At 39.3% G+C, this 22176-nt stretch carries 23 protein-coding genes and 1 tRNA gene; 10 read left to right on the top strand and 14 right to left on the bottom strand.

Annotation, left to right across the window (positions count from 1 at the left end; genetic code table 11):
- Nucleotides 1-104: 104 nt before the first annotated feature.
- From QZ620_RS07785 to mqo, 6 genes are all read left to right on the top strand, one after another.
- Nucleotides 105-1043: an alpha/beta hydrolase gene (locus QZ620_RS07785; protein ID WP_295180481.1), complete on the top strand. Its 939-nt coding sequence runs from the start codon at nt 105-107 to the stop codon at nt 1041-1043.
- Nucleotides 1044-1046: 3 nt separating this feature from the next.
- The gene (locus QZ620_RS07790) at nt 1047-1217 is read left to right on the top strand and encodes an Arc family DNA binding domain-containing protein (protein ID WP_295180483.1); all 171 of its coding nucleotides are present in this window, start codon (nt 1047-1049) and stop codon (nt 1215-1217) included.
- Nucleotides 1217-2026 (top strand): HAD family hydrolase, encoded by an 810-nt coding sequence (locus QZ620_RS07795; RefSeq protein ID WP_295180485.1) that lies wholly within the window; start codon nt 1217-1219, stop codon nt 2024-2026. Before QZ620_RS07790 ends, QZ620_RS07795 begins: the two co-directional genes overlap by 1 nt.
- Nucleotides 2027-2089: 63 nt before the next feature.
- Nucleotides 2090-3355 (top strand): DUF819 family protein, encoded by a 1266-nt coding sequence (locus QZ620_RS07800; protein ID WP_295180486.1) that lies wholly within the window; start codon nt 2090-2092, stop codon nt 3353-3355.
- Between the two features lie 52 nt (nt 3356-3407).
- Nucleotides 3408-4154 (top strand): DUF4369 domain-containing protein, encoded by a 747-nt coding sequence (locus QZ620_RS07805; protein WP_295180489.1) that lies wholly within the window; start codon nt 3408-3410, stop codon nt 4152-4154.
- Between the two features lie 109 nt (nt 4155-4263).
- Nucleotides 4264-5760, top strand: coding sequence for a malate dehydrogenase (quinone) (gene mqo / locus QZ620_RS07810; RefSeq protein WP_295180491.1), 1497 nt, complete (start codon nt 4264-4266; stop codon nt 5758-5760).
- A gap of 250 nt (nt 5761-6010) precedes the next feature.
- On the opposite strand, the gene QZ620_RS07815 is transcribed toward mqo, so the two are convergent.
- The 4 genes from QZ620_RS07815 to rpsU form a co-directional block, all read right to left on the bottom strand.
- A tRNA-Thr gene (locus QZ620_RS07815) sits at nt 6011-6084 on the bottom strand.
- 103 nt (nt 6085-6187) lie between these two features.
- On the bottom strand, nt 6188-6490 hold the full coding sequence (raiA, locus tag QZ620_RS07820) for a ribosome-associated translation inhibitor RaiA (protein WP_295180493.1): 303 nt from the start codon (nt 6488-6490) through the stop codon (nt 6188-6190).
- Between the two features lie 37 nt (nt 6491-6527).
- Nucleotides 6528-7418, bottom strand: a complete 891-nt coding sequence (locus tag QZ620_RS07825) for a tyrosine-type recombinase/integrase (RefSeq protein WP_295180494.1) — start codon at nt 7416-7418, stop codon at nt 6528-6530.
- A gap of 88 nt (nt 7419-7506) precedes the next feature.
- A complete protein-coding gene (gene rpsU / locus QZ620_RS07830; RefSeq protein WP_026915408.1) occupies nt 7507-7701 on the bottom strand; it encodes a 30S ribosomal protein S21 in 195 nt (64 codons plus the stop codon).
- A gap of 140 nt (nt 7702-7841) precedes the next feature.
- On the opposite strand from rpsU, the gene QZ620_RS07835 reads away from it, so the two are divergent.
- Nucleotides 7842-8714: an MBL fold metallo-hydrolase gene (locus tag QZ620_RS07835; protein WP_295180496.1), complete on the top strand. Its 873-nt coding sequence runs from the start codon at nt 7842-7844 to the stop codon at nt 8712-8714.
- Between the two features lie 189 nt (nt 8715-8903).
- On the opposite strand, the gene QZ620_RS07840 is transcribed toward QZ620_RS07835, so the two are convergent.
- From QZ620_RS07840 to QZ620_RS07870, 7 genes are all read right to left on the bottom strand, one after another.
- The gene (locus tag QZ620_RS07840) at nt 8904-10070 is read right to left on the bottom strand and encodes an acyl-CoA dehydrogenase family protein (RefSeq protein WP_295180498.1); all 1167 of its coding nucleotides are present in this window, start codon (nt 10068-10070) and stop codon (nt 8904-8906) included.
- A 78-nt stretch (nt 10071-10148) separates the two neighbouring features.
- On the bottom strand, nt 10149-11012 hold the full coding sequence (locus QZ620_RS07845) for a helix-hairpin-helix domain-containing protein (RefSeq protein WP_295180499.1): 864 nt from the start codon (nt 11010-11012) through the stop codon (nt 10149-10151).
- 12 nt (nt 11013-11024) lie between these two features.
- Nucleotides 11025-13097 (bottom strand): amino acid carrier protein, encoded by a 2073-nt coding sequence (locus QZ620_RS07850; RefSeq protein ID WP_295180500.1) that lies wholly within the window; start codon nt 13095-13097, stop codon nt 11025-11027.
- Between the two features lie 144 nt (nt 13098-13241).
- A complete protein-coding gene (locus QZ620_RS07855) occupies nt 13242-14252 on the bottom strand; it encodes a TrkA family potassium uptake protein (RefSeq protein WP_295180502.1) in 1011 nt (336 codons plus the stop codon).
- Nucleotides 14249-14479 carry a PspC domain-containing protein gene (locus QZ620_RS07860; protein WP_295180503.1) on the bottom strand — a complete coding sequence of 77 codons (231 nt, stop codon included), beginning with the start codon at nt 14477-14479 and terminating at the stop codon, nt 14249-14251. The genes QZ620_RS07855 and QZ620_RS07860 overlap by 4 nt, the downstream gene beginning before the upstream one ends.
- Before the next feature lie 9 nt (nt 14480-14488).
- Nucleotides 14489-15766, bottom strand: coding sequence for a DUF2851 family protein (locus QZ620_RS07865; protein WP_295180504.1), 1278 nt, complete (start codon nt 15764-15766; stop codon nt 14489-14491).
- A 48-nt stretch (nt 15767-15814) separates the two neighbouring features.
- Nucleotides 15815-16507, bottom strand: a complete 693-nt coding sequence (locus tag QZ620_RS07870; RefSeq protein WP_295180506.1) for an SGNH/GDSL hydrolase family protein — start codon at nt 16505-16507, stop codon at nt 15815-15817.
- A 210-nt stretch (nt 16508-16717) separates the two neighbouring features.
- Between QZ620_RS07870 and QZ620_RS07875 the strand changes: the two genes are divergently transcribed.
- Together QZ620_RS07875 and QZ620_RS07880 are read left to right on the top strand one after the other, a co-directional pair.
- The gene (locus tag QZ620_RS07875) at nt 16718-16918 is read left to right on the top strand and encodes a hypothetical protein (RefSeq protein WP_295180508.1); all 201 of its coding nucleotides are present in this window, start codon (nt 16718-16720) and stop codon (nt 16916-16918) included.
- Nucleotides 16915-17286, top strand: a complete 372-nt coding sequence (locus tag QZ620_RS07880; RefSeq protein ID WP_295180510.1) for a hypothetical protein — start codon at nt 16915-16917, stop codon at nt 17284-17286. The genes QZ620_RS07875 and QZ620_RS07880 overlap by 4 nt, the downstream gene beginning before the upstream one ends.
- 39 nt (nt 17287-17325) lie before the next feature.
- Here the strand turns inward: QZ620_RS07880 and QZ620_RS07885 are convergent, their stop codons facing one another.
- The 3 genes from QZ620_RS07885 to QZ620_RS07895 all read right to left on the bottom strand — a co-directional run bounded on the left by QZ620_RS07885 (nt 17326) and on the right by QZ620_RS07895 (nt 21772).
- On the bottom strand, nt 17326-19431 hold the full coding sequence (locus QZ620_RS07885) for an amino acid carrier protein (RefSeq protein ID WP_295180512.1): 2106 nt from the start codon (nt 19429-19431) through the stop codon (nt 17326-17328).
- Nucleotides 19432-19469: 38 nt separating this feature from the next.
- The gene (locus QZ620_RS07890; protein WP_295180514.1) at nt 19470-20450 is read right to left on the bottom strand and encodes a PLP-dependent cysteine synthase family protein; all 981 of its coding nucleotides are present in this window, start codon (nt 20448-20450) and stop codon (nt 19470-19472) included.
- Nucleotides 20451-20539: 89 nt separating this feature from the next.
- On the bottom strand, nt 20540-21772 hold the full coding sequence (locus QZ620_RS07895) for an FtsX-like permease family protein (protein ID WP_295180516.1): 1233 nt from the start codon (nt 21770-21772) through the stop codon (nt 20540-20542).
- Between the two features lie 6 nt (nt 21773-21778).
- Here QZ620_RS07895 and QZ620_RS07900 point away from each other — a divergent pair.
- Nucleotides 21779-22176 (top strand): exo-beta-N-acetylmuramidase NamZ domain-containing protein (locus tag QZ620_RS07900; protein WP_295180518.1); only part of this gene is annotated, 398 nt, incomplete at its 3' end.

A 22176-nucleotide genomic window follows, 5' to 3' on the forward strand; every position in this document is an offset into this window, starting at 1 on the left:
AGGCATACAGATCATTACAAAAAATATGAACGCTTTTTAATTGGTACAGATAAACCTGATCTGGCAAAAAGAGCGATCAACAAGAATTTTAAAAATTATAAAAAATGAAGAAATTAATTTGTTTTGTTTTGATGATCATTTCTTCGCTTACCACAGTAGCGCAGGATACAACATTTACAGAAATTAAATTAAGTATAGATAAATTTACAGATGGTACATTAACCAAACCGACCGAGGAAAATAATAAATACCTCATCATTTTCATCCAGGGGTCTGGCCCTACAGATAGAAATGGTAATCAGCCTATGTTACAGAATGACGGAATAAAGAAAATAGCCCGGGAACTGGCAGGCAATGGTATTGCTTCTTTTAGATATGACAAACGAATCTTTAAAGCACAAGAACTTCAGTTAAGTGAGAAAGATATGATCTTTGAGGATTTTGTAGAGGATGCGAAAAATGTAGTAATGCATTTCAGAAAAGAAGAAAAATTCAGCAACATCATCATAGCGGGACACAGCGAAGGTAGTCTTATTGGGATACTGGTCGCTCAGGAATACGTTGATGCCTTTATTTCATTAGCCGGCGCTGCAGATCCTATTGACGAGATCATTACGGAGCAGGTCACGAACATGGCTCCTGAATTAGGAGTAAGTGCACGTACCGCTTTTGATGAAATGGCGGAAAATGGAGAAACTTCTAACTATAGTCCTATGCTGGAAGCAGTGTTTAGACCTTCAGTTCAACCATTCATGGCAAGCTGGATGAAATATAACCCTTCAGAAGAAATCAGTAAACTTAAGATCCCCGTTCTTGTAGTAAATGGTACCTCAGATATTCAGGTGAGTGAAGAGCAGGCTCAAAAGCTGGCTGAGGCGAATGAGAATTCAGAATTAGTAATTCTGGATCAAATGAATCACATATTTAGAAAAATTGAAGCAAAAGATCGACTGGTAAATTCAAAATCATATAATGAACCAAACTTACCTTTGCACCCCGAGCTAATTTCAATTTTAACTGAATTTGTAAAGGAACTTGACTAAATTATGGGTAAGAAAAAGGCATTCGCACTTCGGGTAGATGAAGATATGCTAAAAGCGATCGAAAAATGGGCAGCTGATGAATTTAGAAGTACCAATGGACAGATCGAGTGGATGCTTAATAAAGCCCTGAAAGACTCAAAGCGACACCCAAAACCAAAAAACGACCAGGAATAATGTTCAAAATAGTATTTTCAGATATTGACGGCACGCTATTAAATGCTGACCGTGACCTCTCACAACTTACCATACAAACCATTCAATCTCTGGAAGAAAAAAATATTCCTTTCATTTTAATTAGTTCCAGAATGCCGGCAGCCATGCGTCATCTTCAGCAAAAGCTTGGGATAGAACATCATCCAATTATCTCCTACAATGGCGGACTCATACTCGTAGATGGAAAAGCTGTAAGTTCTACGGAAATTCCCATTAGTACGCTGGAAAGCTTGCACCAATTTAATATTGCAGATGATGTACATCTAAGTCTCTTTCATGCTGACGAATGGTATGTTCCCAGAGAAGATTTCTGGACGCGTAGAGAAATTAACAATACTAAGGTGCAACCGGCACTGAGTAGTAATGCTGAAGTTTTAGAAACCTGGAAAGCTGCTGGGAAAGGCGCACATAAGATTATGGCGATGGGTGAAGAGGAAAACATCGATAGCATCAGGGATTTCCTTATCGAAAATCATGGTAAAGATCTGCACGTATACCGAAGCAAACCAAGTTACCTTGAGATCGCACCCCGAAAAATATCAAAGCTTACTGCCGTAGAGCATTTACTAAATGAGCATTTTCGCCTACCTCTCTCACAAAGCATGGCTTTTGGAGATAACTATAATGATAAGGAAATGCTGCAGGGTGTTGGTTTAGGAATCGCCGTAGGGAATGCCAAGCCTGAAGTGCTTGAAATAGCGCACATGGTTACCGCTTCCGGAAAGGAAGATGGAGTAGCGAAAAGTATTCGCGAGATCCTGTTGCAATAACTGAAAAGGAGACCGGCATAAATTTTAAAAATTGTATTTTGCCGCTCAACTTTTAAAAATTCTATGGAAACAACTGCCTTATTCACCAATGATGCGATCGTCTTCGGACTATTAATGATCGCTCTGGGTTTTGTGTTTTACACCTCTTCTCAAAAAGAAGGATTCTGGAGTAAATTTTATAAAGTCGTTCCCGCACTACTTATGTGCTACCTCATCCCGGCGATATTTAATTCGGTTGGACTCATAGATGATGACATTTCACAACTTTATTTTGTAGCCAGTCGATACCTTTTACCTGCTGCTCTGGTCTTAATGACTTTAAGTATAGACCTGAAGGCAATATTTAACCTGGGTCCCAAAGCTCTTATTATGTTCTTTGCCGGAACCCTTGGTATCGTTCTTGGGGGACCGCTAGCGATTTTACTCATCTCTGTATTTTCTCCGGAAACGGTAGGCGGTGTTGGTCCAGATGCAGTTTGGCGTGGCCTCTCTACAATTGCAGGTAGTTGGATTGGTGGTGGTGCGAACCAGGCCGCAATGCTCGAGATCTACGAATACAATCAGGATCTTTATGGAGGGATGGTTCTTGTCGACATTATCGTTGCCAACCTCTGGATGGCTGTTGTTTTGATGGGAATCGGGAAAAATGAAGCAATTGATCGATGGCTACAGGCAGACAATTCAGCCATTGAAGAACTGAAAGTTAAAGTTAGCACTTACGCTGAAAGCGTTAACAGGATTCCAATGCTACCGGATTTTATGATCATGCTGGCGTTGGCATTTGGTGCAGTTGGTATAGCACATTGGGGAGCAGATGGAATTTCTACATACCTAACCGCGAATTTTGATATTTTCAATGATGGTAAAAGTGCACTTTCCTCCTTTTCTTCCCAGTTCTTCTGGATGATCACGATCGCTACTGCCCTGGGTATCATGTTCTCGTTTACCAAATTTAAAAAATACGAAGGTGCTGGTGCCAGTAAAATTGGAAGCATATTTATCTATATCCTTGTTGCTACCATCGGTATGAAAATGGACCTGACATCGGTATTTGATAATCCGGGACTTCTGGCGATAGGTCTCGTATGGATTCTAATTCATGTGATCGTACTGGTTATAACTGCGAAACTTATAAAGGCGCCGTACTTTTTCCTTGCGGTAGGAAGCCAGGCCAACGTAGGTGGGGCAGCCTCAGCTCCGGTAGTTGCAGCAGCCTTTCACCCATCGCTTGCTACGGTAGGTGTACTGCTGGCAGTCTTTGGTTATGTGGTGGGTACTTATGGCGCTATTTTGTGTACAATTTTAATGCAATTAGCGGCTACCAGTTAGTAATAAACAGAAAAATATAAGATATTTGCGCACTTTAAAACTGCATCCCACAATGAAAAAATTAGCTCTTCTTTTAGTTATTCTGATCAGCATTAGTGCCTGTTCCGAAAAAGAAAGCAACCTGATTGTAAACGGAGAGATCAAAGGTCTGAAAAAAGGAACTTTGTATCTTCAAAAAATTGAAGACACTGCATTGGTAAATGTAGACTCAGTTCAGGTAACCGGAGATCCAAAATTTTCTATGGAAACCTATCTGGAGAGTCCACAGATCATGTACCTGTATCTTGAAAAGGTTGACAACAACCAATACGATGATCGTATAGATTTCTTCGCAGATCAAGGGCAGATCACTATCAACACAAAACTGGATAAGTTTGAAACCAGTGCAGAAGTAATTGGGTCTGTGAACCAGGAGAAGTTAATTGAATACCGGAAAATGATAAGCAGGTTTAATGATCAAAACCTGGATTTGATCAAAGCAAGTTTTGAAGCAGAAAAAGATCAGGATGAGGAGAAACTCATGGAGATCGACCAGAAGTATGATAAATTACTACGTAGAAAGTATCTCTATACTGTAAATTTCGCACTGAATAACAAACAACATGAAATAGCACCCTATCTTGCACTATCTGAAGTTTTTGATGCTAACATCAAGTACCTGGATACTATTTATAATTCTTTGGAACCAAAGATCAAGAAGTCCAAGTATGGTGAGGAATTGAAAAGCTTTCTGAAGGAACGTAGAAAAGAAGAAAAACTGGAAGATAAAGTGCAGGCGCAGGAAGTGGAAAATTCCTAGTTTAGAAAAAGAACTACTTAAAGGAGCCATTTGGCTCCTTTTTTTATTTCTTAATATTTCTTTGGGTCAAAAGAAGAACAGTGTTCCATATTTTGTAAAAAAAACAAATATGAATAAAACGAATACCGAATATGACCTGATCTGTGCCGGTGGAGGTATTATGAGTGCAAGCCTTGCTCTTATGCTGAAATTAATAGATCCGGAAATTAAGATTATCATCTTTGAACGATTGGATAAGATCGCACAGGAAAGTACAAAGGCATGGAATAATGCAGGTACTGGACATTCAGCATTCTGTGAGCTGAACTATACTCCTGAGCAGGAAGATGGCTCTGTAGATATTTCCAAAGCTATTGATACCTTTCAGCAGTTTGAAAAATCGAAACAGTTCTGGGCGCATTTAACCAGTCAGAAATTAATTAAAGACCCCAAGAGTTTTATTCATAGTATTCCGCATCACGCATGGGTGCAAGGCGAAGATAATGTCGAATTTCTTGAGAAGAGGTTCGAGCGTATGAGTTCTGAATTCATGTTTGAAGAAATGGAATTCACCAAAGATCATGAAACGATGAAAAAGTGGTTCCCGCTGATTATGAAAGATCGTGAACCTGGTGAAAAAATGGCGGCAACCCGTATGGAATTGGGAACTGGCGTTAACTTCGGTTCTCTAACTGAACAATATTTTGAACTTTTAGAAAATCATTTTAAAGTTCCGGTTATAAGAAACACGGAAGTTCTTGACATTGACCCTGATGGACCCGAAGACTGGTCGGCTATAGTTAAAGATCTGAATACAGGTGAAAAATCATACTACGACGCAGAACACATTTTTATAGGTGCTGGAGGAGGCGCCTTGCCCTTATTACAAAAAGTCGAGATCCCAGAAAAAAATGGGTATGGTGGCTTTCCTGTAAGCGGACAGTGGCTTTCGTGTACAAATAGAGATATAATCAAGCAGCATGATGCTAAAGTTTATAGTAAGGCTGGTGTGGATGCACCTCCAATGTCTGTACCTCATCTGGATTCGAGATTCATTGATGGTAAGAAAGAATTGCTTTTTGGACCATTTGCAGGTTTCAGTACCAAATTTCTTAAAGAAGGTTCCATTCTTGACTTGCCTAAATCCTTACGTTTTGACAATATTCCATCTATGTGGGGAGTTTTCTGGCACAATCTTCCGCTTACCACCTATCTTATCGACCAGGTGCGAATGAATCACGAAGACCGGGTAGATGAATTAAAGGTTTTTCTGAAAGATGCTAAACCGGAGGATTGGGAATTAAAAGTGGCCGGCCAGCGAGTTCAGATCATTAAACGAGATAAAGAGCAAGGAGGAGTTCTGGAATTTGGAACAGATGTAGTGCATAGTAAAGATGGCAAAATAACAGCTTTACTTGGAGCTTCACCGGGTGCTTCTACTGCTGTTCATATTATGCTGGAAGTTATGCAGATTGCATTTCCAGAAAAAGTAAGAACTAAAGAATTTCGTAAACAATTGGATAAAATGATTCCATTCTGGAATAGAGATGCTCGTGAAGACAAGGATGGCTTCAAAGCTGTTCAGGAGCGCACCAGTAAGTTGTTGCAACTTGACGCCCTGCACTAAGAATAAAATTCTGAATACAAAATTAGGCCTCTCAAATAAGAGGCTTTTTTTACGTTGAAGGAGATTTGCTTCCAATCCTCCTCAGAACTGGCGTTACGCCAAATTTCAAACAAACAAGTTGCTCCTTTCGGAGAAGCTAATTATGAGGAGCCGATGAAGGGACTTCTTTCGACTACGCTCAGGGGAGGCTTCTCATCCCTACCATATTCAAACAAAAAAGCTTCCCCTTTCAGGGAAGCTTTTCATTAAGAGCCGATGGAGGGACTCGAACCCACGACCTGCTGATTACAAATCAGCTGCTCTAGCCAGCTGAGCTACATCGGCCTTTTATGCTTAAAATTCCGCATAAAAAAGTCCGCTATTTCTAACGGACTGCAAATGTATATAAATTATTTCTTTATCAAAACATTATTAGAAAAAAAATCTCCTAAACATGGGTACTCATTTTTTCTTTTTTCTTGATGAGCTGTCTTTGTAATGAACTAACACATTCATCCACACAAGCTTCGAATTTATTACAGGTCTTTTTAACCATTAGCTCGCCCCCGGGAATACTCAATAAGATCTCTGTTATCTTATTTTCCTTGCCACTGGTATTTTCAACTTTAAAGAATACATCCGCATGGATAATTTTATCAAAATAATTGTCAAGCTTATCTAGTTTTTTCTGAGTGAAGTCAATTAGCTTTTGATCAGCATTAAAGTTCACAGACTGCAGATTCATTTTCATAATCAGGTTGAATTTAATTAAACAAATAAAAGAGCGGTTACTTATTATTGTTCCTGGGATGAGCACTCTTATGAATTTTACTCAATTCAGCAATACTATTATGCGTATAAACTTGCGTAGATGCCAGACTTGAATGTCCCAGCAATTCTTTTACAGCATTCATATTTGCTCCCTGGTTCAATAAATGCGTGGCAAAAGTGTGACGCAGTATATGCGGACTCTTCTTAACCTTACCAGACACCTTACTAAAATAATTATTTATAATTCTATAAACAAGGCTTTCGTAGCTTTTGTATCCCTTCGCCGTAACGAACAAATAAGGACAATCTCGCAGCAATGGATTAGAGCGCTTAAGTGACACATACCTTTCTGCCGTGCTAACCACCTGTTTCAATAACGGTATATAACGCTCCTTATTTCTTTTCCCCAGGACTTTTAGCATATTACTACCTAAATCAAGATCCTGCTCTTTTATATTGATTAATTCTGCCCTTCTTATTCCCGTAGAATAAAATAGCTCTATCATCAATTTATCGCGCAGCTCTTCAAAAGTATCACCATGAAAATCATCCAGTACAGCCAAAACCTCTTTTTCAGAGAACGGAACCTGAATTTTCTTTGCCGCTTTTAGGGATCGATGTTTTGCAAGTGGAGAACTTTCTATCGCTGAAGTTTTCAGTAGAAATTTATAGTAAGCTTTAAGAGAGGACATTTTTCGATTGATGCTCTGGTTCGAAATACCAGAATCTGAAAGCTCCACGATCCAGTTTCGAATCTGGTTGTATGATACTTTCTCAATCTTCTCTTCGGAAAATTCCTGATTAATAAATTTCTGAAATTGGGTGAGATCTGCCTTATATGCCCTAATGGTAGTTTCGGCATAATTCTTTTCTAACTGAAGATACTCAAGAAAGGATTTCAAAGGCATAAAAAAACTGTTGATAGTCAAAGTTAGTAAACTTTAAACTAGCAACAGTTCTTATAATTTTCAGCTTTACAAAGGCCTGTTGATATCTCTAGATATCTTCTGCGTCTCTCAAATGCTGGATGTACTCCGCTTTTTGAATCTGAGCTCTACGCTCTACAGATGGCTTCGTAAAATGCTGGCGGCTTCTTAGCTGGCGCATAGTTCCGGTCTTGTCGAACTTTCGCTTGAAACGCTTAAGAGCTCTATCTATATTTTCTCCGTCTTTAACTGGTATAATTAACATAGTGTCATAACCTCCTCTCTTTTGGAATCGGCTGCAAAGATAATTCAATTATTATATCTCCCAATGATTTAGCGATTTATTTCCTTATTAATATGACCTAAGCCTATTTTACCTAACTTCCCTAAATAATGTATGCTCCCATGAGAAAACTTACACTATCAATAGTATTTGCCTTTGCCTGCAGTTGCAGCAGTTTTGCATTCCAGAATATGGAACAGGTGGAAATTAAAACGCAGCAGATTACCAAAGAGGTATACCTCTTACAGGGTGCTGGTGGGAATATTGGAATTCTTACAGGGCCAGATGGAGTGTTCATGATAGATGATCAATTCGCGGCGCTATCAGATAAATTGATCGCAGCTATCGCTACTATTAGTGAACAGCCCGTTCGATTTCTGGTGAACACACATCATCATGGAGATCATACTGGTGGGAACGAAAACTTTGATGATCAGGGAGCGCTTATTCTGGCGCATCAAAATGTGCGCGAACGCTTGAAAGAGAAAGCAACAGACAGTACCGCTGGCATTCCGGTTATTACTTTTAATGACCAGTTAAATCTACATATCAATGCAAATGATGTGATGGTATTGCACGTTCATAACGCTCATACAGATGGTGATGCGCTTGTATACCTACCACAAAGTAATGTTCTACACACTGGTGACACTTTTTTCAACGGAATGTTTCCCTATATAGATTTGAGTAGCGGCGGTAGTGTAGATGGTGATATTGAAGCTGCGGAAAAAGGCCTGTCTATTATCAATGAAAAAACAAAGATAATTCCGGGACATGGTGATCTCGCAAGCTATGAGGATTATTCAAATTATCTATCTATGCTAAAAAGTATCCGGGAAAATGTTCAGAAGAAAATCGATCAGGGTGCTACTGAAGAGGAAATCGCACTCGATGAATCGCTCACTTCTGAATTTTATACTGATCAAGAAGCCAGTGAATTTTTTATTAACGGAGAAAAGATCAGGAGAACCTTTTATAAGAGTTTAAAAAAATAGCCCCGGAAATTCCAGGGCTATTTTCTTATAATAATTATTCGCCCACTTAGCAGCTGGCTTGTACTCCTTCTTATCTATTACCATTTTCGGACGAAAAATGAATTTTCGCAAAAATACTATTTAGCTGCAGGCTTGTATTCTTTCTTATCAATTACCATTTTTACGCGAAAATGAATTTTCGCAAAAATGCTACTTAGCTGCTGGCTTGTATTCCTTCTTATCGATTACCATTTTTGCGATAATCTCTTTCAGAATTTCAGAAGTTCCACCGCCAATTGGTCCTAACCTGCTATCACGGAACATTCTTGCCATTGGGTAATCTTCCATATATCCGTATCCACCTAACATTTGCAGACATTTATACATTACCTCGTCTGAAATTTTAGTCGCTAGTAGTTTAGACATGCTTGCCTCTTTTACTACATATTCCCCATCATTCAAACGTTGAGTCGTTGCATAGTTAAACTCTTTGATCACCTCTACTTCACTTACCATTTCGGCAACAGTATGTCTCAATGCCTGAAATTTGTCCAGGGAACGTCCAAAAGCTTCACGCTCCTGCATATAACCCATCGTGTATTCCAGTGCAAATTCTGAGCGTGCATGAGCGTTTACACCCATGATCAAACGCTCTAGAGCGAAATGTTGCATGATATAATTAAAGCCCATTCCCTCTTCACCAAGTAAATTCTCAACAGGTACTTTTACATTATCAAATGCAAGTTCTGCAGTATCTGATGCTCTCCAGCCCAGTTTATTTAGTTTATTTGCTGAAATTCCTGCAAACTCTTTATCCAACAGGAACATGCTCATTCCTTTATTTCCTTTTTCAGGATCTGTTTTTGCAGCTACCACATAAAAATCTGCATACACTCCGTTGGTGATAAAAGTTTTCGAACCATTGATCACATAATGATCACCCTTCTTAACAGCCGTAGTTTTCATACCAGCAACATCAGATCCTCCAAATGGTTCTGATATCCCAAGACAACCAATCATTTCACCTTCAATCGCAGGTGTAAGGTATTTCTCTTTGAGCTCATGACTGGCTTCAACCTTTAAGTGCGTCATAGCAAGATAAGCATGCGCCCACATCGCTGCTGCAAAACCACCTGAGTTTACTTTCTGAAGTTCCTCAAGAAATATAATCGTATAAAACAGATCTAGGGCCATTCCTCCATACTCTTCCGGTTGATTAAGACCGAAATAACCCATTTCTCCAAACTTCTTCCAGATAAACCTTTCAATGGTTCCGGTTTCTTCCCATTTATCTACGTGAGGCACTACTTCCTTCTGAAGAAATTCCTGGAAACTCTTCCTGAAAAGCTCATGTTCCTCTGTAAAATATCTACTCATTTCTATATTTTTTTCCGGCAAAAAGGCCGTATTAGCAATTATTATATTTACAATTTCAGATCGATTTTTTAACAAAAATCACTGTACTGACAAATATAATTTAATTCTATCGATTTTATCGGAAGGAAACCCACTGATTTTTGTCAATTCTTCAAAAGACCGAATCCCTTCATTCATGATTCTGTAATTAATAATTTTCCTGGCCAGAGCAGGATTAAAATAAGGCAATTCTGCCAGTTCGGCTTCTGTGATAGAATTAATATTCTGGAGGATTACCTGTGGTTTATTGACAACCTGGAACTTTTCAATGATCCTGGTGATCACATCAGGACTTAATCCATACACATCCTTCAATTGTTCTTCGGAAAGAAAACCTCCAATACTTTTTCTATATTTCACGATCCTTTCTGAAAGTTTTTCACCAATGCCATTTACAACCTGAAGGTCTTCAGCTGAAACAGTATTAAGGTCGGCAATCGAAATATCAACAGCTTTTTCAGTTATAGGTTTCTGAAGCTTTCCTGAGTTCTTAACCCACTCAGGAAATCGGAAAGAAGGTTCTATGATCATCATCAAACTATCACTTACTCCGGTCACTGTCTGGAATTCTTCAGCAGAATTAATCCATTTATTGGTAGCACGGTACTTCAATAATTTATCGATCTCTTCTACGCTCATTCCTATTTGATATCCTTTGAAATCTGATAAATAATTTGGATTGAAAGGATATATCGTATCCCTCACTATAGGCTTCAGCTTGCGGATAGAATCTAACTGATTCTGGAATTTTATAATTTCTTCATCATTTACAGGCTCGCTATCTTTAGATACATAATCACTTCCGAAGAGAATCAACTGCAAGATGATAATGACCAGCACCAAAATAAAAATCCCATTCTGCTGACTTCTTGAAAGCGCGAAATGGGATTTTAAAAATTTCATATTAGAGAGAGCCTATGCGGCTGGCTCTTCAGTTTTATGGAATAACTCTCCAGCCTTAAGCTTCCTTGAGTAATCCTTAAGATCTTTACTAACTTCTCCAATCATAATATAGAGACCTATAATATTAGGGAAGGACATCGCCAGGATCATCATATCTGAGAAATCCAGCACTGCTCCTAAACTAACTGAGGCTCCAACTACTACAAAGATTAAGAATAAAACTTTATAGATAATTTCGTTTATTTTACTTTTTCCAAACAGGTAAGTCCAGGCTCTCATTCCATAATAAGACCATGAGATCATCGTTGAAAATGCGAATAAAAATACTGCAGTTGCCAGAACATATGGGAACCATGAGATCACACTTCCAAAAGCACTAGATGTTAATTCTACTCCTCCAACACCTTCTACTTCGTGCATTCCTGTAAAGATCAACACTAATGCCGTTAACGTACAAACTACTACGGTATCGATAAATGGCTCTAATAGAGCTACAAAACCTTCAGAAGGCGGGTGATTCGTTTTCGCTGCACTATGCGCAATCGCTGCAGAACCTACACCAGCCTCATTCGAGAAAGCTGCACGCTGGAATCCTACGATGAGAACACCAATAACTCCACCTTTAAGAGCACTTGGATTAAAAGCTCCATCCCAGATCGCCGTGAATGCAGGACCTATATTTTCGATATTTACACCTATTACGACTAGAGCACCCAATACATATACTCCTGCCATGATTGGCACGATCTTACCAGTTACCTTAGCAATACTGCTAATACCTCCAATAATTACAATACCTACCAATACTGCTACTACGATCCCAAAGATAAATCCATTTCCTTCCAGCATTGGAAATTCTCCAGCAAGAATAGAGAATGACTGGTTGGCCTGAAACATGTTTCCACCACCAAAAGAGGCACCGATCGCAAGTATCGCGAAAAAAGCGGCAAGAAATTTACCAAGACCTCTTTTGTTCCTTTTTTCAAGACCATATCTCAGGTAATTCATTGGACCACCAAACACACGACCATCAGCATTAATGAATCTATATTTTACACCTAAAGTACATTCCACAAATTTAGAAGACATTCCAAGAAGTCCCGCAAGGATCATCCACATCGTTGCACCGGCACCTCCTAATGAGATCGCCACTGCCACACCAGCAATATTACCTAGACCTACTGTACCAGAAACGGCAGTAGCCAAAGCCTGGAAGTGAGTTACCTGTCCGGGAGCGTTTGGATCATCATATTTACCCTTAGCCAGTTGCAAGGAGTGTTTGAATCCTCTAATATTAATAAAACCTAACCTGATCGTGAAGAACAATGCTCCAAGAACAAGCCAGACCACGATAAATGGAATATTCTTAGTTTGAGGATCTCCATTAGGATGAAGAAGCGCTACCGGCTCATCATATACAATGCTGCCAAAGTACTGAGCTCCCTGCTCAATAACATGTTGCTTATTCTCAGAATTATAAATAACTTCACCTTCCGCTTGAAATTGATCCAGTGTACCATCAGCGTTCGCAAGCACTTCTATGCTTTCGTCATTCTTAGTAACAATCGCGATAGGATCTCCTTCGTTCACATGCTCGCCATCTTCCACCAGCCATTCTTCGAGAACAAATTTAGCATCTTCAGAAGCACTCCAGGTTGGAGCTTCAATTCTTTTGATATCAGCATAAATAACAGGATCGTAAACTCCCATAGCCGTAAATGGATCCCAGAAAAGGACACTTCCCATACTTGCTACGATAGGAGAAAAAGTTCCATTGAAGTGTTCGGTAATAGCTTCTGCCTCTACCTGGTACTCGCCTTCAAATTTGTTTCCTGCAGCATCAGTTACTACTACCGTATAAGGAACACCTTCTGTAAGACCTGCGGTCTTATTAGATTCCAGGCTGGTTCCCTGGTTGGACCATTTATACTGGTAAGGAGGAGTTCCTCCTTTTACATCCAGTTCAATGAATCCATTATTTATTACTTTGGAGGGGTTTCCTACCTGGGCTTTTACGTCTAGTTCCTGTGCAGATAGTCCTACAATCGAAAATAAAAAGAACATTGAAAGCAAATACTTTCTCATATGGAAATTTGGTTATTTATAATGAAGTTAAATTTTCAGCGCGTGAATATGCTAAAAAATTGAGCTAAAACAAACTTTTGGGAGTTAAATTGTGAATGTCATGTTAAAGGAAACGAGGCTTTTATTAAAATTTGAATCCAATTTCTAAACCGAATAATACTTTTTTAAATGCTCAATTTGATCAGGTCTGCCAATCATAATCAACTTAGAATCACGCTCGATACGTTGAGATGGCTCCGGGTTCACCACATAGGTTCCAGAGGGTGATTTATACCCAATAACAGAGCAACCGGTTTTTTTCCTAATATCGGTTTCAGATATTGACCTTTCCACTCCATCTGTGCAAATCTTGGAAAATGAGACCTGCTCTACATTGATACTGTCCTGCTCTCCTGAGACAGAAAGATTATCCAGAAATTCGACCAGATCTGGAACCACTACGAGCGAAGCCATGTGACTTCCTCCTATTCTATCGGGCATGATCACATTATCTGCACCGGCAAGTTTCAACTTTTTATAACTGTTTTCTTCCGTGGCCCTGCTAATGATCTTAAGATCCTTTTTCAACTGTCTTGCTGAAAGAACGATGAACAGGTTGTCTGCATCCCTGGGAAGTGCACAGATCAAAGTCGATGCTCGCTCCACACCAGCAAGGCTAAGCACCTCATCTTCGGTAGCATTTCCTACAATATAATTGAGCCTGTCATTTTCCAGATTCTGAAAGACTTCCTCATGATCATCTATGATAACAAAATCCTTTCGGTAGTCTAATAATTTCTGAACTGCCTGCTTCCCGTTCTGACCGTAACCGCAAACAATTATATGATCGTTCAGGGAGTCTATCCTTTTTTTCATTTTATTACGTTTTAGATTACCAATGTTATTTTTATTCAGGATATGTTCTGTGATTGTGGAGAGACCGAATCCAAAGATGAATAGTCCGGAAATAATGAAAAAAGAAGTAAATAGTTTTCCGTAGGCTCCCATAGGCTGGACTTCCCCATAACCTACTGTACTTACGGTAATAATAGTCATATAGAGCGCATCGACCCACGTATAGTCATATAAGAACCTGAAACCAACGATTCCGGTAACGAATACCATAATAATCAAGACTACAGCCAGTCTGATCCTGGAATCTATTAATTGTCTCATAGATCGAATACAGAGGTTCTTTTTGTGTAGACCAGGTCTTTAAGCTTTAGCCAGAATGCTAGGATCAGATATACGATAAAGCCTGCACCCATGGTAAAAAAGCTGGCATATATAAAGAACAACCGAACATTCTTAGCGCGAATTCCCATCTTATCTGCCATCCTTGTAGATACGTAGAATCCGTGCTTTTCGAGATAATGTCTCATGTTCGATACCATGCCTGCCATATTACAAATTTAAGCGTATTTAACAGATTTTTTCAATATTATCGCGCCTAATTCACAGTGCAAACATCTATCCTTACTACAATAATTCTTCTTGAGCTCAAGCGCCGCCTGCGATTCCAGTGCATTCCTGACTGTACCCGTTCTTAAATTATTAAACATATTCACTATCGAGTTCTTTTCGGGCTTTAGGCTTGTTACTATTTCATAGAGACTGGACGCTGGTTCTCCGGAACTTTTTGAGAATGCGAATTTCAATGGGATTACAAAATTGATCACCAAAAGTTCGAAGAAAGAGTTGCTTAATTTTTTTGACCTGCAATTATGTGGTTTATCAAAGTTATAGTGAGTCTTCCAGTAGTCTGAAACCTCAATAGAAAAAAGAGATCTTATTTCATTTCTATCTTTCGCAGCGATAATGTCTGAAAAGAATGAGGCTCGCTGAGCATACAAACCTGCGAGCTGGGCCAGCCTAATCGTAGGAAAGTTATCAGGTCTTAATCTGAAAAATTCTGGTTTAGTATCAATTAAAGGTATACGAAATTTGTGTTTTAGAAACTCGAATTCTGTGCCTAGTTCATCTGAATACTGATCTGCTCCATGGATCAAATTAGAATAACCCATAAACAGTGCTTCTAAAGAAAACTGATTCCCGCCTAATTTTGCAACCAAAGAATAGCCCAGATTTTCCGCTATATTTGAAAAGTAATCGCCGTTGATGTTTAAACCAAACGCTCTAAAAAGCAGGATCATGCATGCCGTGTTCCAATCATTATTGGAACGTTGCAGCACTTCGAATATCAATGCTGACTTTCTTTCGAGTCTTTCGAAATATAATCTTTCGAACCAGTGGTCAATCTCAAAACTGGAAAATTCAGAAAAACTGTCTTCACAATTGATACTATGATGACGACTCTCCAGCAGGTGAAGGTATTTTGCGATCATAGAAAAATCGACGATATTCTTCAGTTCAAATACTGGTAGAAGGCTTCCATTTCTTCGGAAGATATTCTCATCGTGTTCCCATACTACATGCAGGATCACATTGTCATAGGCAGGATCTGTTTCGTGATGATGCAGGTACCAGTCTGATGATTTTAAATGCATTTCAACATTCCCAGCCCATTTGATTCCAGTGATTATTAAATGAGCATTAAAGAAATCGGGACCAGATAAGTCGTTTTGAGAACCGGTCGAAATGATCTGTAAAGGCTCACCTTCCGAAGTTCTAAGACATTCGGAATCAAATTTCTGAAACTTCCAGAGATAATAAAGAAAGTCTTCTTTCACTCTCCGAATGTATCAAATTATTCATTTGAAAATGAACTGCTAAGAAAATTAATTAGGTAATTTTTCTGCTACCTGAGAAATGAATTGTTCTACCCAAAGTTGATACTGTAATGCACTTGGATGCAAACCATCACTTGCTACCAGTTCAGGGTTGCTGCTATTTCTTGAAATTGGGGTAATGTTATAGAACACTACTCCAAATTCATCTGCAACTCTTTTAAAAACCTGGTTAAACCTGTCAATTTCAGCACTGATTTTCTCCTGGTTTGAAGATCCAAAAGGTGTATAACCATAATCCGGAATACTTACGGCGAAAACACCTTTTTCCATGGTTTTAGAATGATTGATTGCACGCCTGAAGATCTGGCGTAATTCTTCTTCGTATTCTGTAATAAGTTTTCCCTGATACTGGTTGTTTACCCCGATCAAAATAGAAACCAGGTCAAAATCGCGTTGCACTTCCAGGTTCTGGTCCATTCCCCGCAAGAGATCTGAAGTCGTCCATCCCGTTTTTGCAATGATCATAGGTGCCGCCATCTCATAATTTCTATTTCGAAGTTGCTCCGTTAATTGTACCGGCCATCTTTCAGTTTCCCGAACGCTCTCCCCTATCGTATAAGAATCACCGAGTGCCAGGTAGGTATATTTCGGAGTTTCTGGAGTTTCGTTGCTCGTAGTATCCATGGTTGCATTACAGGATACCATTAGTATTGCCAGGAGTAAAAAGTATAATTTTTTCATAAGTTCAATTTCAGCAATGAAAATACTTTATATAAATTTATTCTGAAATAGAATTTAGTATAATTCTGAAGATTCAGGATTTTCATAAAGCTTCATTAATTGGAGTTGATGGATGACCAGTTTTTCTATCTTAGAAATTAATTTGAAGATCAATAGAATTTCAGCAGTCGAGTTCATTCAACTGAACTAATCGAGAAAGCCCAGTACAACATGGAGAAGAATCCGAAGAAAACTAAATTAAAATCCAGTCGAAGACCCGGAGAATATAAACGAAAGTCAGCACCGGAACCTTCAGAAGAACATAAAAATCCTATTGTACGTTTCCTTGCCAGAACCGGGTACACAGTCTGGCTCATTGTACTTGGAATAGGCATTGTAATTGCCTTTGTAGTATCTGTTGCGCTCTTATGAGATTACTGAATGCCACCTTTATTCTATACGCATTGATCTTTATAATTTTCGAAGCTCTAAAGTCTACTGGAGTGAACTTTCCAGAATGGACCACATCATACCTCAACGACTTTTTATGCATGCCTATCATTTTGACCATATGTCTGAAAATGGTGCATTACCTCACAAAGGATAGATCGATCAAAATAAGTATTGCCCAGGCGCTAGTGCTTACTTGTTTTTATGCTATATATTTTGAATTAATACTTCCGCAGTTTGTAGATAGATATACTGCAGATCTCGTTGATGTTCTGCTCTATTTTACAGGAGCCACTCTATTTCTCTGTTTACAAGCATCTGCTAATATGAAACAAAAAACTCTTCCGTAGAAGCAAGAGTTTTTTATAGATCTTTCAGTAAAAACCTCATCAGGCATCTCTGAATTTAGGATTGATAAACAATTCTCCGTTTTTGAGTCGCTCCCAGTAGTTTTCCATATCAGCTCTGACTTCCCCAGACATAATATATAATCCAATGATATTGGGAAATGACATCGCGAGAATCATCATATCTGAGAAGCTTAAAACTGCTCCAAGACTTACTGATGCTCCTACTACTACAAATATCAGGAATGAGACTTTGTAAATAATTTCAGATTTCTTGCTTTGCCCAAATAGATAGGTCCAAGAACGCATCCCGTAATATGACCAGGAAACCATCGTGGAAAAAGCAAATAAGAAAACCGCAAGTGCCAGTACTGCCGGGAACCAGGAAATAACGCTTCCGAAAGCATCTGAAGTCAGTTCAACCCCTTTTATTCCACCGCCTACTTCATGCATTCCGGTAAAAATAAGCACCAATGCCGTCATAGTACACACGACCATCGTATCGATAAAAGGCTCTACTAAAGAAGTAAACCCATCTGCAATAGGATTATTGGTTTTGGTAGCACTATGTGCGATAGCTGCTGAACCAACCCCGGCCTCACTGGAAAATGCTGCTCTTTGCAGACCAACAATTAGTACTCCGATAAAACCACCCTTTAAAGCATCTGCGGAAAAGGCTCCGTTATAAATCGCTGAAAATGCAGCACCAATATTTTCAATATTCACCCCAATCACAACTGCGCAACCTAGGATATAGATAATCGCCATTACAGGTACTACTTTACCAGTGACCCGTGCGATACTGTTAATTCCTCCAAGGATCACCGCTCCAACAAGGATGGCGAATCCAACTCCAAACAAGAATCCCTGACCTTCCAGAAAAGGTAATTGTTCAGAAACTATTTTAAATGCCTGGTTGGACTGTATCATATTACCACCTCCAAAAGAAGCTCCAACACCTAATATTGCAAAAAGGCTGGCAAGGAATTTCCCAAGACCTTTCATATTTCTTTTCTCCAGGCCATAACGCAAATAATTCATTGGCCCACCAAAGATTCTACCATCTTCGTTGATCTCTCTATATTTCACCCCTAATGTACACTCAGTAAACTTTAGTGACATCGCGAAGAATCCGGCACAGAACATCCAGAAAGTTGCTCCGGCCCCACCAAGTGAAATTGCAACCGCAACACCGGCTATATTCCCAAGACCAACGGTTGCTGAAACTGCCGTAGCCATTGCCTGAAAATGTGTTATTCTACCCGGTGCATCCGGATCATCATATTTCCCTTTGGCTAACTGAATAGAATGAGAGAAACCACGAATATTTACGAAACCAAGTCTTATAGTAAAGAAGATACTTCCCAGAATAAGCCAGATCACGATAAAAGGAATGGAGTTCGTGATCACATCACCATTGGGATGATGCAAAGGCTGAGGCTCGTTGAATTCAATTTTGGCGATCATATGAGCATTTTGCTCAATCACATCATCCTGGTCATTTGGGTCAAAAATCTCGTTGCCTTCCAGAACCAGGTAGTTCATGGTACCATCAACTTCTGAAAAGATCTCTTTCTCCTCTCCAGATTCGCTTTCTATAATAGCGATTTTATCACCTGCAGCTACCTGACCACCATCCTCAACCAGCCATCGCTTCAAACTGAAAGTTTTACTTGTAGTTGCATCCCAGTTCGGGATTGGTATTTCTCTATCATTGGTATAAACAACCGGGTCGTAGATCCCAACTGCTGCAAAAGGATCCCAGAATAATATGCCGCCTAGAAAATCTACTGCCGGCTGCACTTTACTGTTTACGACTTCAGTGATCGCTTCAGCAGGTATTTTAAACTTTTTGGTAACACTTACTCCGTTGGCATCGGTCACAGTTACCGATTCTTCCTGACCTTCAGTTATACCTGTGGATTTATTAGATTGAAGGGAAGTGCTTTGCTTTGTCCATTTGTAAGTGTAAGGAGCTTTTCCTCCTTCAACATTAACCATGGTGACCCCGTCGTTGATCTCCCTGGTAGGATTATTTAGATCTAAAGTTACTTTAAGATCTGATTCTTTCCTTTCATCGTCCTGCGCATGTATTGAGAGCGACAGCATAAAGAATAAACTGGTTAAAAACCACGCATTCTTAGTCATATAAAAAATCAATTAGTTCCTACATTCTATAACCGGTGTTAGTCAATGTAACCCATTTTTCTCATCCAGTCATCATTATACATTTTACCTACATATCGGCTTCCGTGGTCATGGAAAAGCACTACCACGACATCATCCTTAGTAAAATGTTCTTTTAGTTGTAACAGCCCTTTTACCGCTGCACCTGCACTATTACCTAAGAAAAACCCTTCTTCCTTTGATAATTTCTGCGTATAAACTGCTGCATCTTTATCTGTTACCTTCGTAAAACCGTCGATCACATCAAAGTCAACGTTTTTAGGTAAAATATCCTCTCCAATTCCTTCGGTTACGTAAGGATAAATTTCCTTTTCATCGAATTCACCAGTTTCGTGATATTTCTTGAATACTGAACCGTAAGTATCTATTCCCCAAACCTTAATATCGGGATTTTTTTCTTTCAAATACTTTCCAACACCAGAAATAGTTCCACCAGTCCCTACTCCAACAACAAAATGGGTTACTTTTCCATCTGTTTGTTTCCAAATCTCAGGGCCTGTAGATTCGTAATGAGCTTCACGATTTGCGAGATTATCATATTGATTTACGTACCAGCTGTTCGGAGTTTCTTCAGCAAGTCTGCGGGAAGTAGAATAATAAGATTGGGGATCATCTGGTTCCACATCTGTAGGACAAACCACCACTTCACTTCCAACTGCGCGAAGAATATCCATCTTTTCCTTGCTCTGTTTGTCACTCATTACGCAGATCATTTTATAACCTTTAACGATCGCTGCAAGTGCCAGCCCCATTCCGGTATTCCCTGAAGTTCCTTCAATGATGGTTCCTCCTGGTTTTAATAAACCTTTAGCTTCGGCGTCCTCTACCATCTTCACAGCCATTCTATCTTTTACCGAATTCCCGGGATTAAAGGTTTCATACTTTGCCAGTACAAGCGCATCGATATCCTCAACGATCTTGTTCATCTTAACCATAGGAGTATTCCCAATGGTTCCTAATATATTCTCAGCGTAATCCATGCTTACATTTTTCTTTAACGTCTGCAAATGTAAAAAAACCTTTGGCCTTAAACCAAGCTTTACCACGTCAACTATGAGAGCTGCAATTATTAATCGAATTTGATCGCCTTAACCGGAGAGATTTTGGAGATGATCACTGATGGAATTAACAGCATAAGCATGCAGAGAATCAAAGTGCCGATATTCACGAGTAGAATATAATCCCAGCTTAAATAGATTGGAACTTCGGTGACATAATAAGTTCTGGGATCAAGCGGAATCAGTTTAAAATATTTCTGAAGCGCAAGCAGACCAATTCCAATTAAATTTCCCCAGAAGAGTCCCAACACTATTAGATAAGCGGCATTATACAGAAAGATCTTCCGAATACTCCAATCTGCCGCTCCAAGTCCTTTCAGCATTCCGATCATTTGGGTTCTCTCCAGGATCAAAACCAATAATGCGGTGATCATATTGATTCCTGAAACAAGGATCATTATACCAAGAATAAGCGCCATATTAAAATCGAAAAGGGACAACCATTCGAAAATCGAGTAGTATTTCTGACTGATCGTTTGAGTATCCAGAAAAGACCCTGTATTCTCATAAACCTCATTTCCTTTAGAATCAAGTTCATCAAAATCTTCTACGAAAACTTCAAAATTACCAATCTCATCCTCTTCCCACCGGTTTATTCTCTGGATATGCCTGATATCTGTAAGCATATACAACTCATCAAATTCCTGAAAACCGGATTCGTAAATACCCACAATTTCAAAACTACGCTGCAGGGGCAGATCACTATCATCACGCATAAAATACGTAGCCACACGGTCACCGTTCTTCAGCTTAAGCCTGCTGGCCAGATATTCGGAAATTAGAATTTCGTTGTTGAGATTATCAGAATAGCTGGGCAATCTACCCTGCGTCAGGAATTCCTCGAAATAATCCCATTTGTAATCGGCGCCTACACCTTTGGCCACGATCCCTTCAAAATCTTCCTCTGTTCGAATAACGCCAAAAGTACTTGCAACTGCCTGCACATGGTCTATGCCGTCTACACTAGTGAATTCGGGATAAAAATCCTGATCTGTTGAAACTGGAGTTAATGAGACTTTGGAGCTATTGTTATCGTAACTGGAGATACTAATATGACCATTAAATGCAGCGATCTTATCCCTTATTTTCTCCTGCAAACCAAGGCCGGTCGCAAAAGATACAAGCATCATCACAACCCCTATAGCAATTGCGGTGATCGCTATTTTTATTATAGGAGCAGATATGCTACTTTTATATTTTTTCGCGCTAATAAGGCGCTTTACTATAAAGTACTCGAAATTCAAATTGCTATGATTAAGAGGTTGGTCAAAAGTACATTATTATTCTTTGTTTTTGGAATTCTTTCCTGCGGAAACGCTCATAGTGAAAGCTCTTCGGAAAATTCTGAAGTAGTTACACAGGAAAAACTTTCAGATTCGGTTCCTTCTGAAATTTTACCAGCCGCAAACAGGATGGATCTTATACTTCCGAAGATAGCAAACAGAACTATCGGGATTGTGGGAAATCAAACTTCCGTAGTAAAAAGAAAGAATGGAGAGTATACTCATCTTGTGGATACTTTATTAAGCAAGCAAGTCCAGATAAAAAAGGTATTCGCACCCGAACATGGTTTTCGCGGAACTGCAGATGCTGGTGAGACCGTTAAAAGCGGCAAGGACCCAGTTAGTGGCCTTCCGGTTATTTCTCT

The organism is uncultured Christiangramia sp. (genome assembly GCF_913046405.1).
Lineage (GTDB): Bacteria > Bacteroidota > Bacteroidia > Flavobacteriales > Flavobacteriaceae > Christiangramia > Christiangramia marina.

Excerpts from the sequence above, each read along its gene's own strand:
- QZ620_RS07805 (WP_295180489.1), top strand. The coding sequence starts at position 3,408 with ATGAAAAAATTAGCTCTTCTTTTAGTTATTCTGATCAGCATTAGTGCC.
- QZ620_RS07790 (WP_295180483.1), top strand. The coding sequence starts at position 1,047 with ATGGGTAAGAAAAAGGCATTCGCACTTCGGGTAGATGAAGATATGCTA.
- QZ620_RS07850 (WP_295180500.1), bottom strand. The coding sequence starts at position 13,097 with ATGAGAAAGTATTTGCTTTCAATGTTCTTTTTATTTTCGATTGTAGGA.
- QZ620_RS07800 (WP_295180486.1), top strand. The coding sequence starts at position 2,090 with ATGGAAACAACTGCCTTATTCACCAATGATGCGATCGTCTTCGGACTA.
- mqo (WP_295180491.1), top strand. The coding sequence starts at position 4,264 with ATGAATAAAACGAATACCGAATATGACCTGATCTGTGCCGGTGGAGGT.
- QZ620_RS07885 (WP_295180512.1), bottom strand. The coding sequence starts at position 19,431 with ATGACTAAGAATGCGTGGTTTTTAACCAGTTTATTCTTTATGCTGTCG.
- QZ620_RS07860 (WP_295180503.1), bottom strand. The coding sequence starts at position 14,479 with ATGGCAGGCATGGTATCGAACATGAGACATTATCTCGAAAAGCACGGA.
- QZ620_RS07875 (WP_295180508.1), top strand. The coding sequence starts at position 16,718 with ATGGAGAAGAATCCGAAGAAAACTAAATTAAAATCCAGTCGAAGACCC.
- raiA (WP_295180493.1), bottom strand. The coding sequence starts at position 6,490 with ATGAAAATGAATCTGCAGTCTGTGAACTTTAATGCTGATCAAAAGCTA.
- QZ620_RS07855 (WP_295180502.1), bottom strand. The coding sequence starts at position 14,252 with ATGAGACAATTAATAGATTCCAGGATCAGACTGGCTGTAGTCTTGATT.
- QZ620_RS07890 (WP_295180514.1), bottom strand. The coding sequence starts at position 20,450 with ATGGATTACGCTGAGAATATATTAGGAACCATTGGGAATACTCCTATG.
- rpsU (WP_026915408.1), bottom strand. The coding sequence starts at position 7,701 with ATGTTAATTATACCAGTTAAAGACGGAGAAAATATAGATAGAGCTCTT.
- QZ620_RS07880 (WP_295180510.1), top strand. The coding sequence starts at position 16,915 with ATGAGATTACTGAATGCCACCTTTATTCTATACGCATTGATCTTTATA.
- QZ620_RS07845 (WP_295180499.1), bottom strand. The coding sequence starts at position 11,012 with ATGAAATTTTTAAAATCCCATTTCGCGCTTTCAAGAAGTCAGCAGAAT.
- QZ620_RS07870 (WP_295180506.1), bottom strand. The coding sequence starts at position 16,507 with ATGAAAAAATTATACTTTTTACTCCTGGCAATACTAATGGTATCCTGT.
- QZ620_RS07825 (WP_295180494.1), bottom strand. The coding sequence starts at position 7,418 with ATGCCTTTGAAATCCTTTCTTGAGTATCTTCAGTTAGAAAAGAATTAT.
- QZ620_RS07840 (WP_295180498.1), bottom strand. The coding sequence starts at position 10,070 with ATGAGTAGATATTTTACAGAGGAACATGAGCTTTTCAGGAAGAGTTTC.
- QZ620_RS07795 (WP_295180485.1), top strand. The coding sequence starts at position 1,217 with ATGTTCAAAATAGTATTTTCAGATATTGACGGCACGCTATTAAATGCT.
- QZ620_RS07835 (WP_295180496.1), top strand. The coding sequence starts at position 7,842 with ATGAGAAAACTTACACTATCAATAGTATTTGCCTTTGCCTGCAGTTGC.
- QZ620_RS07785 (WP_295180481.1), top strand. The coding sequence starts at position 105 with ATGAAGAAATTAATTTGTTTTGTTTTGATGATCATTTCTTCGCTTACC.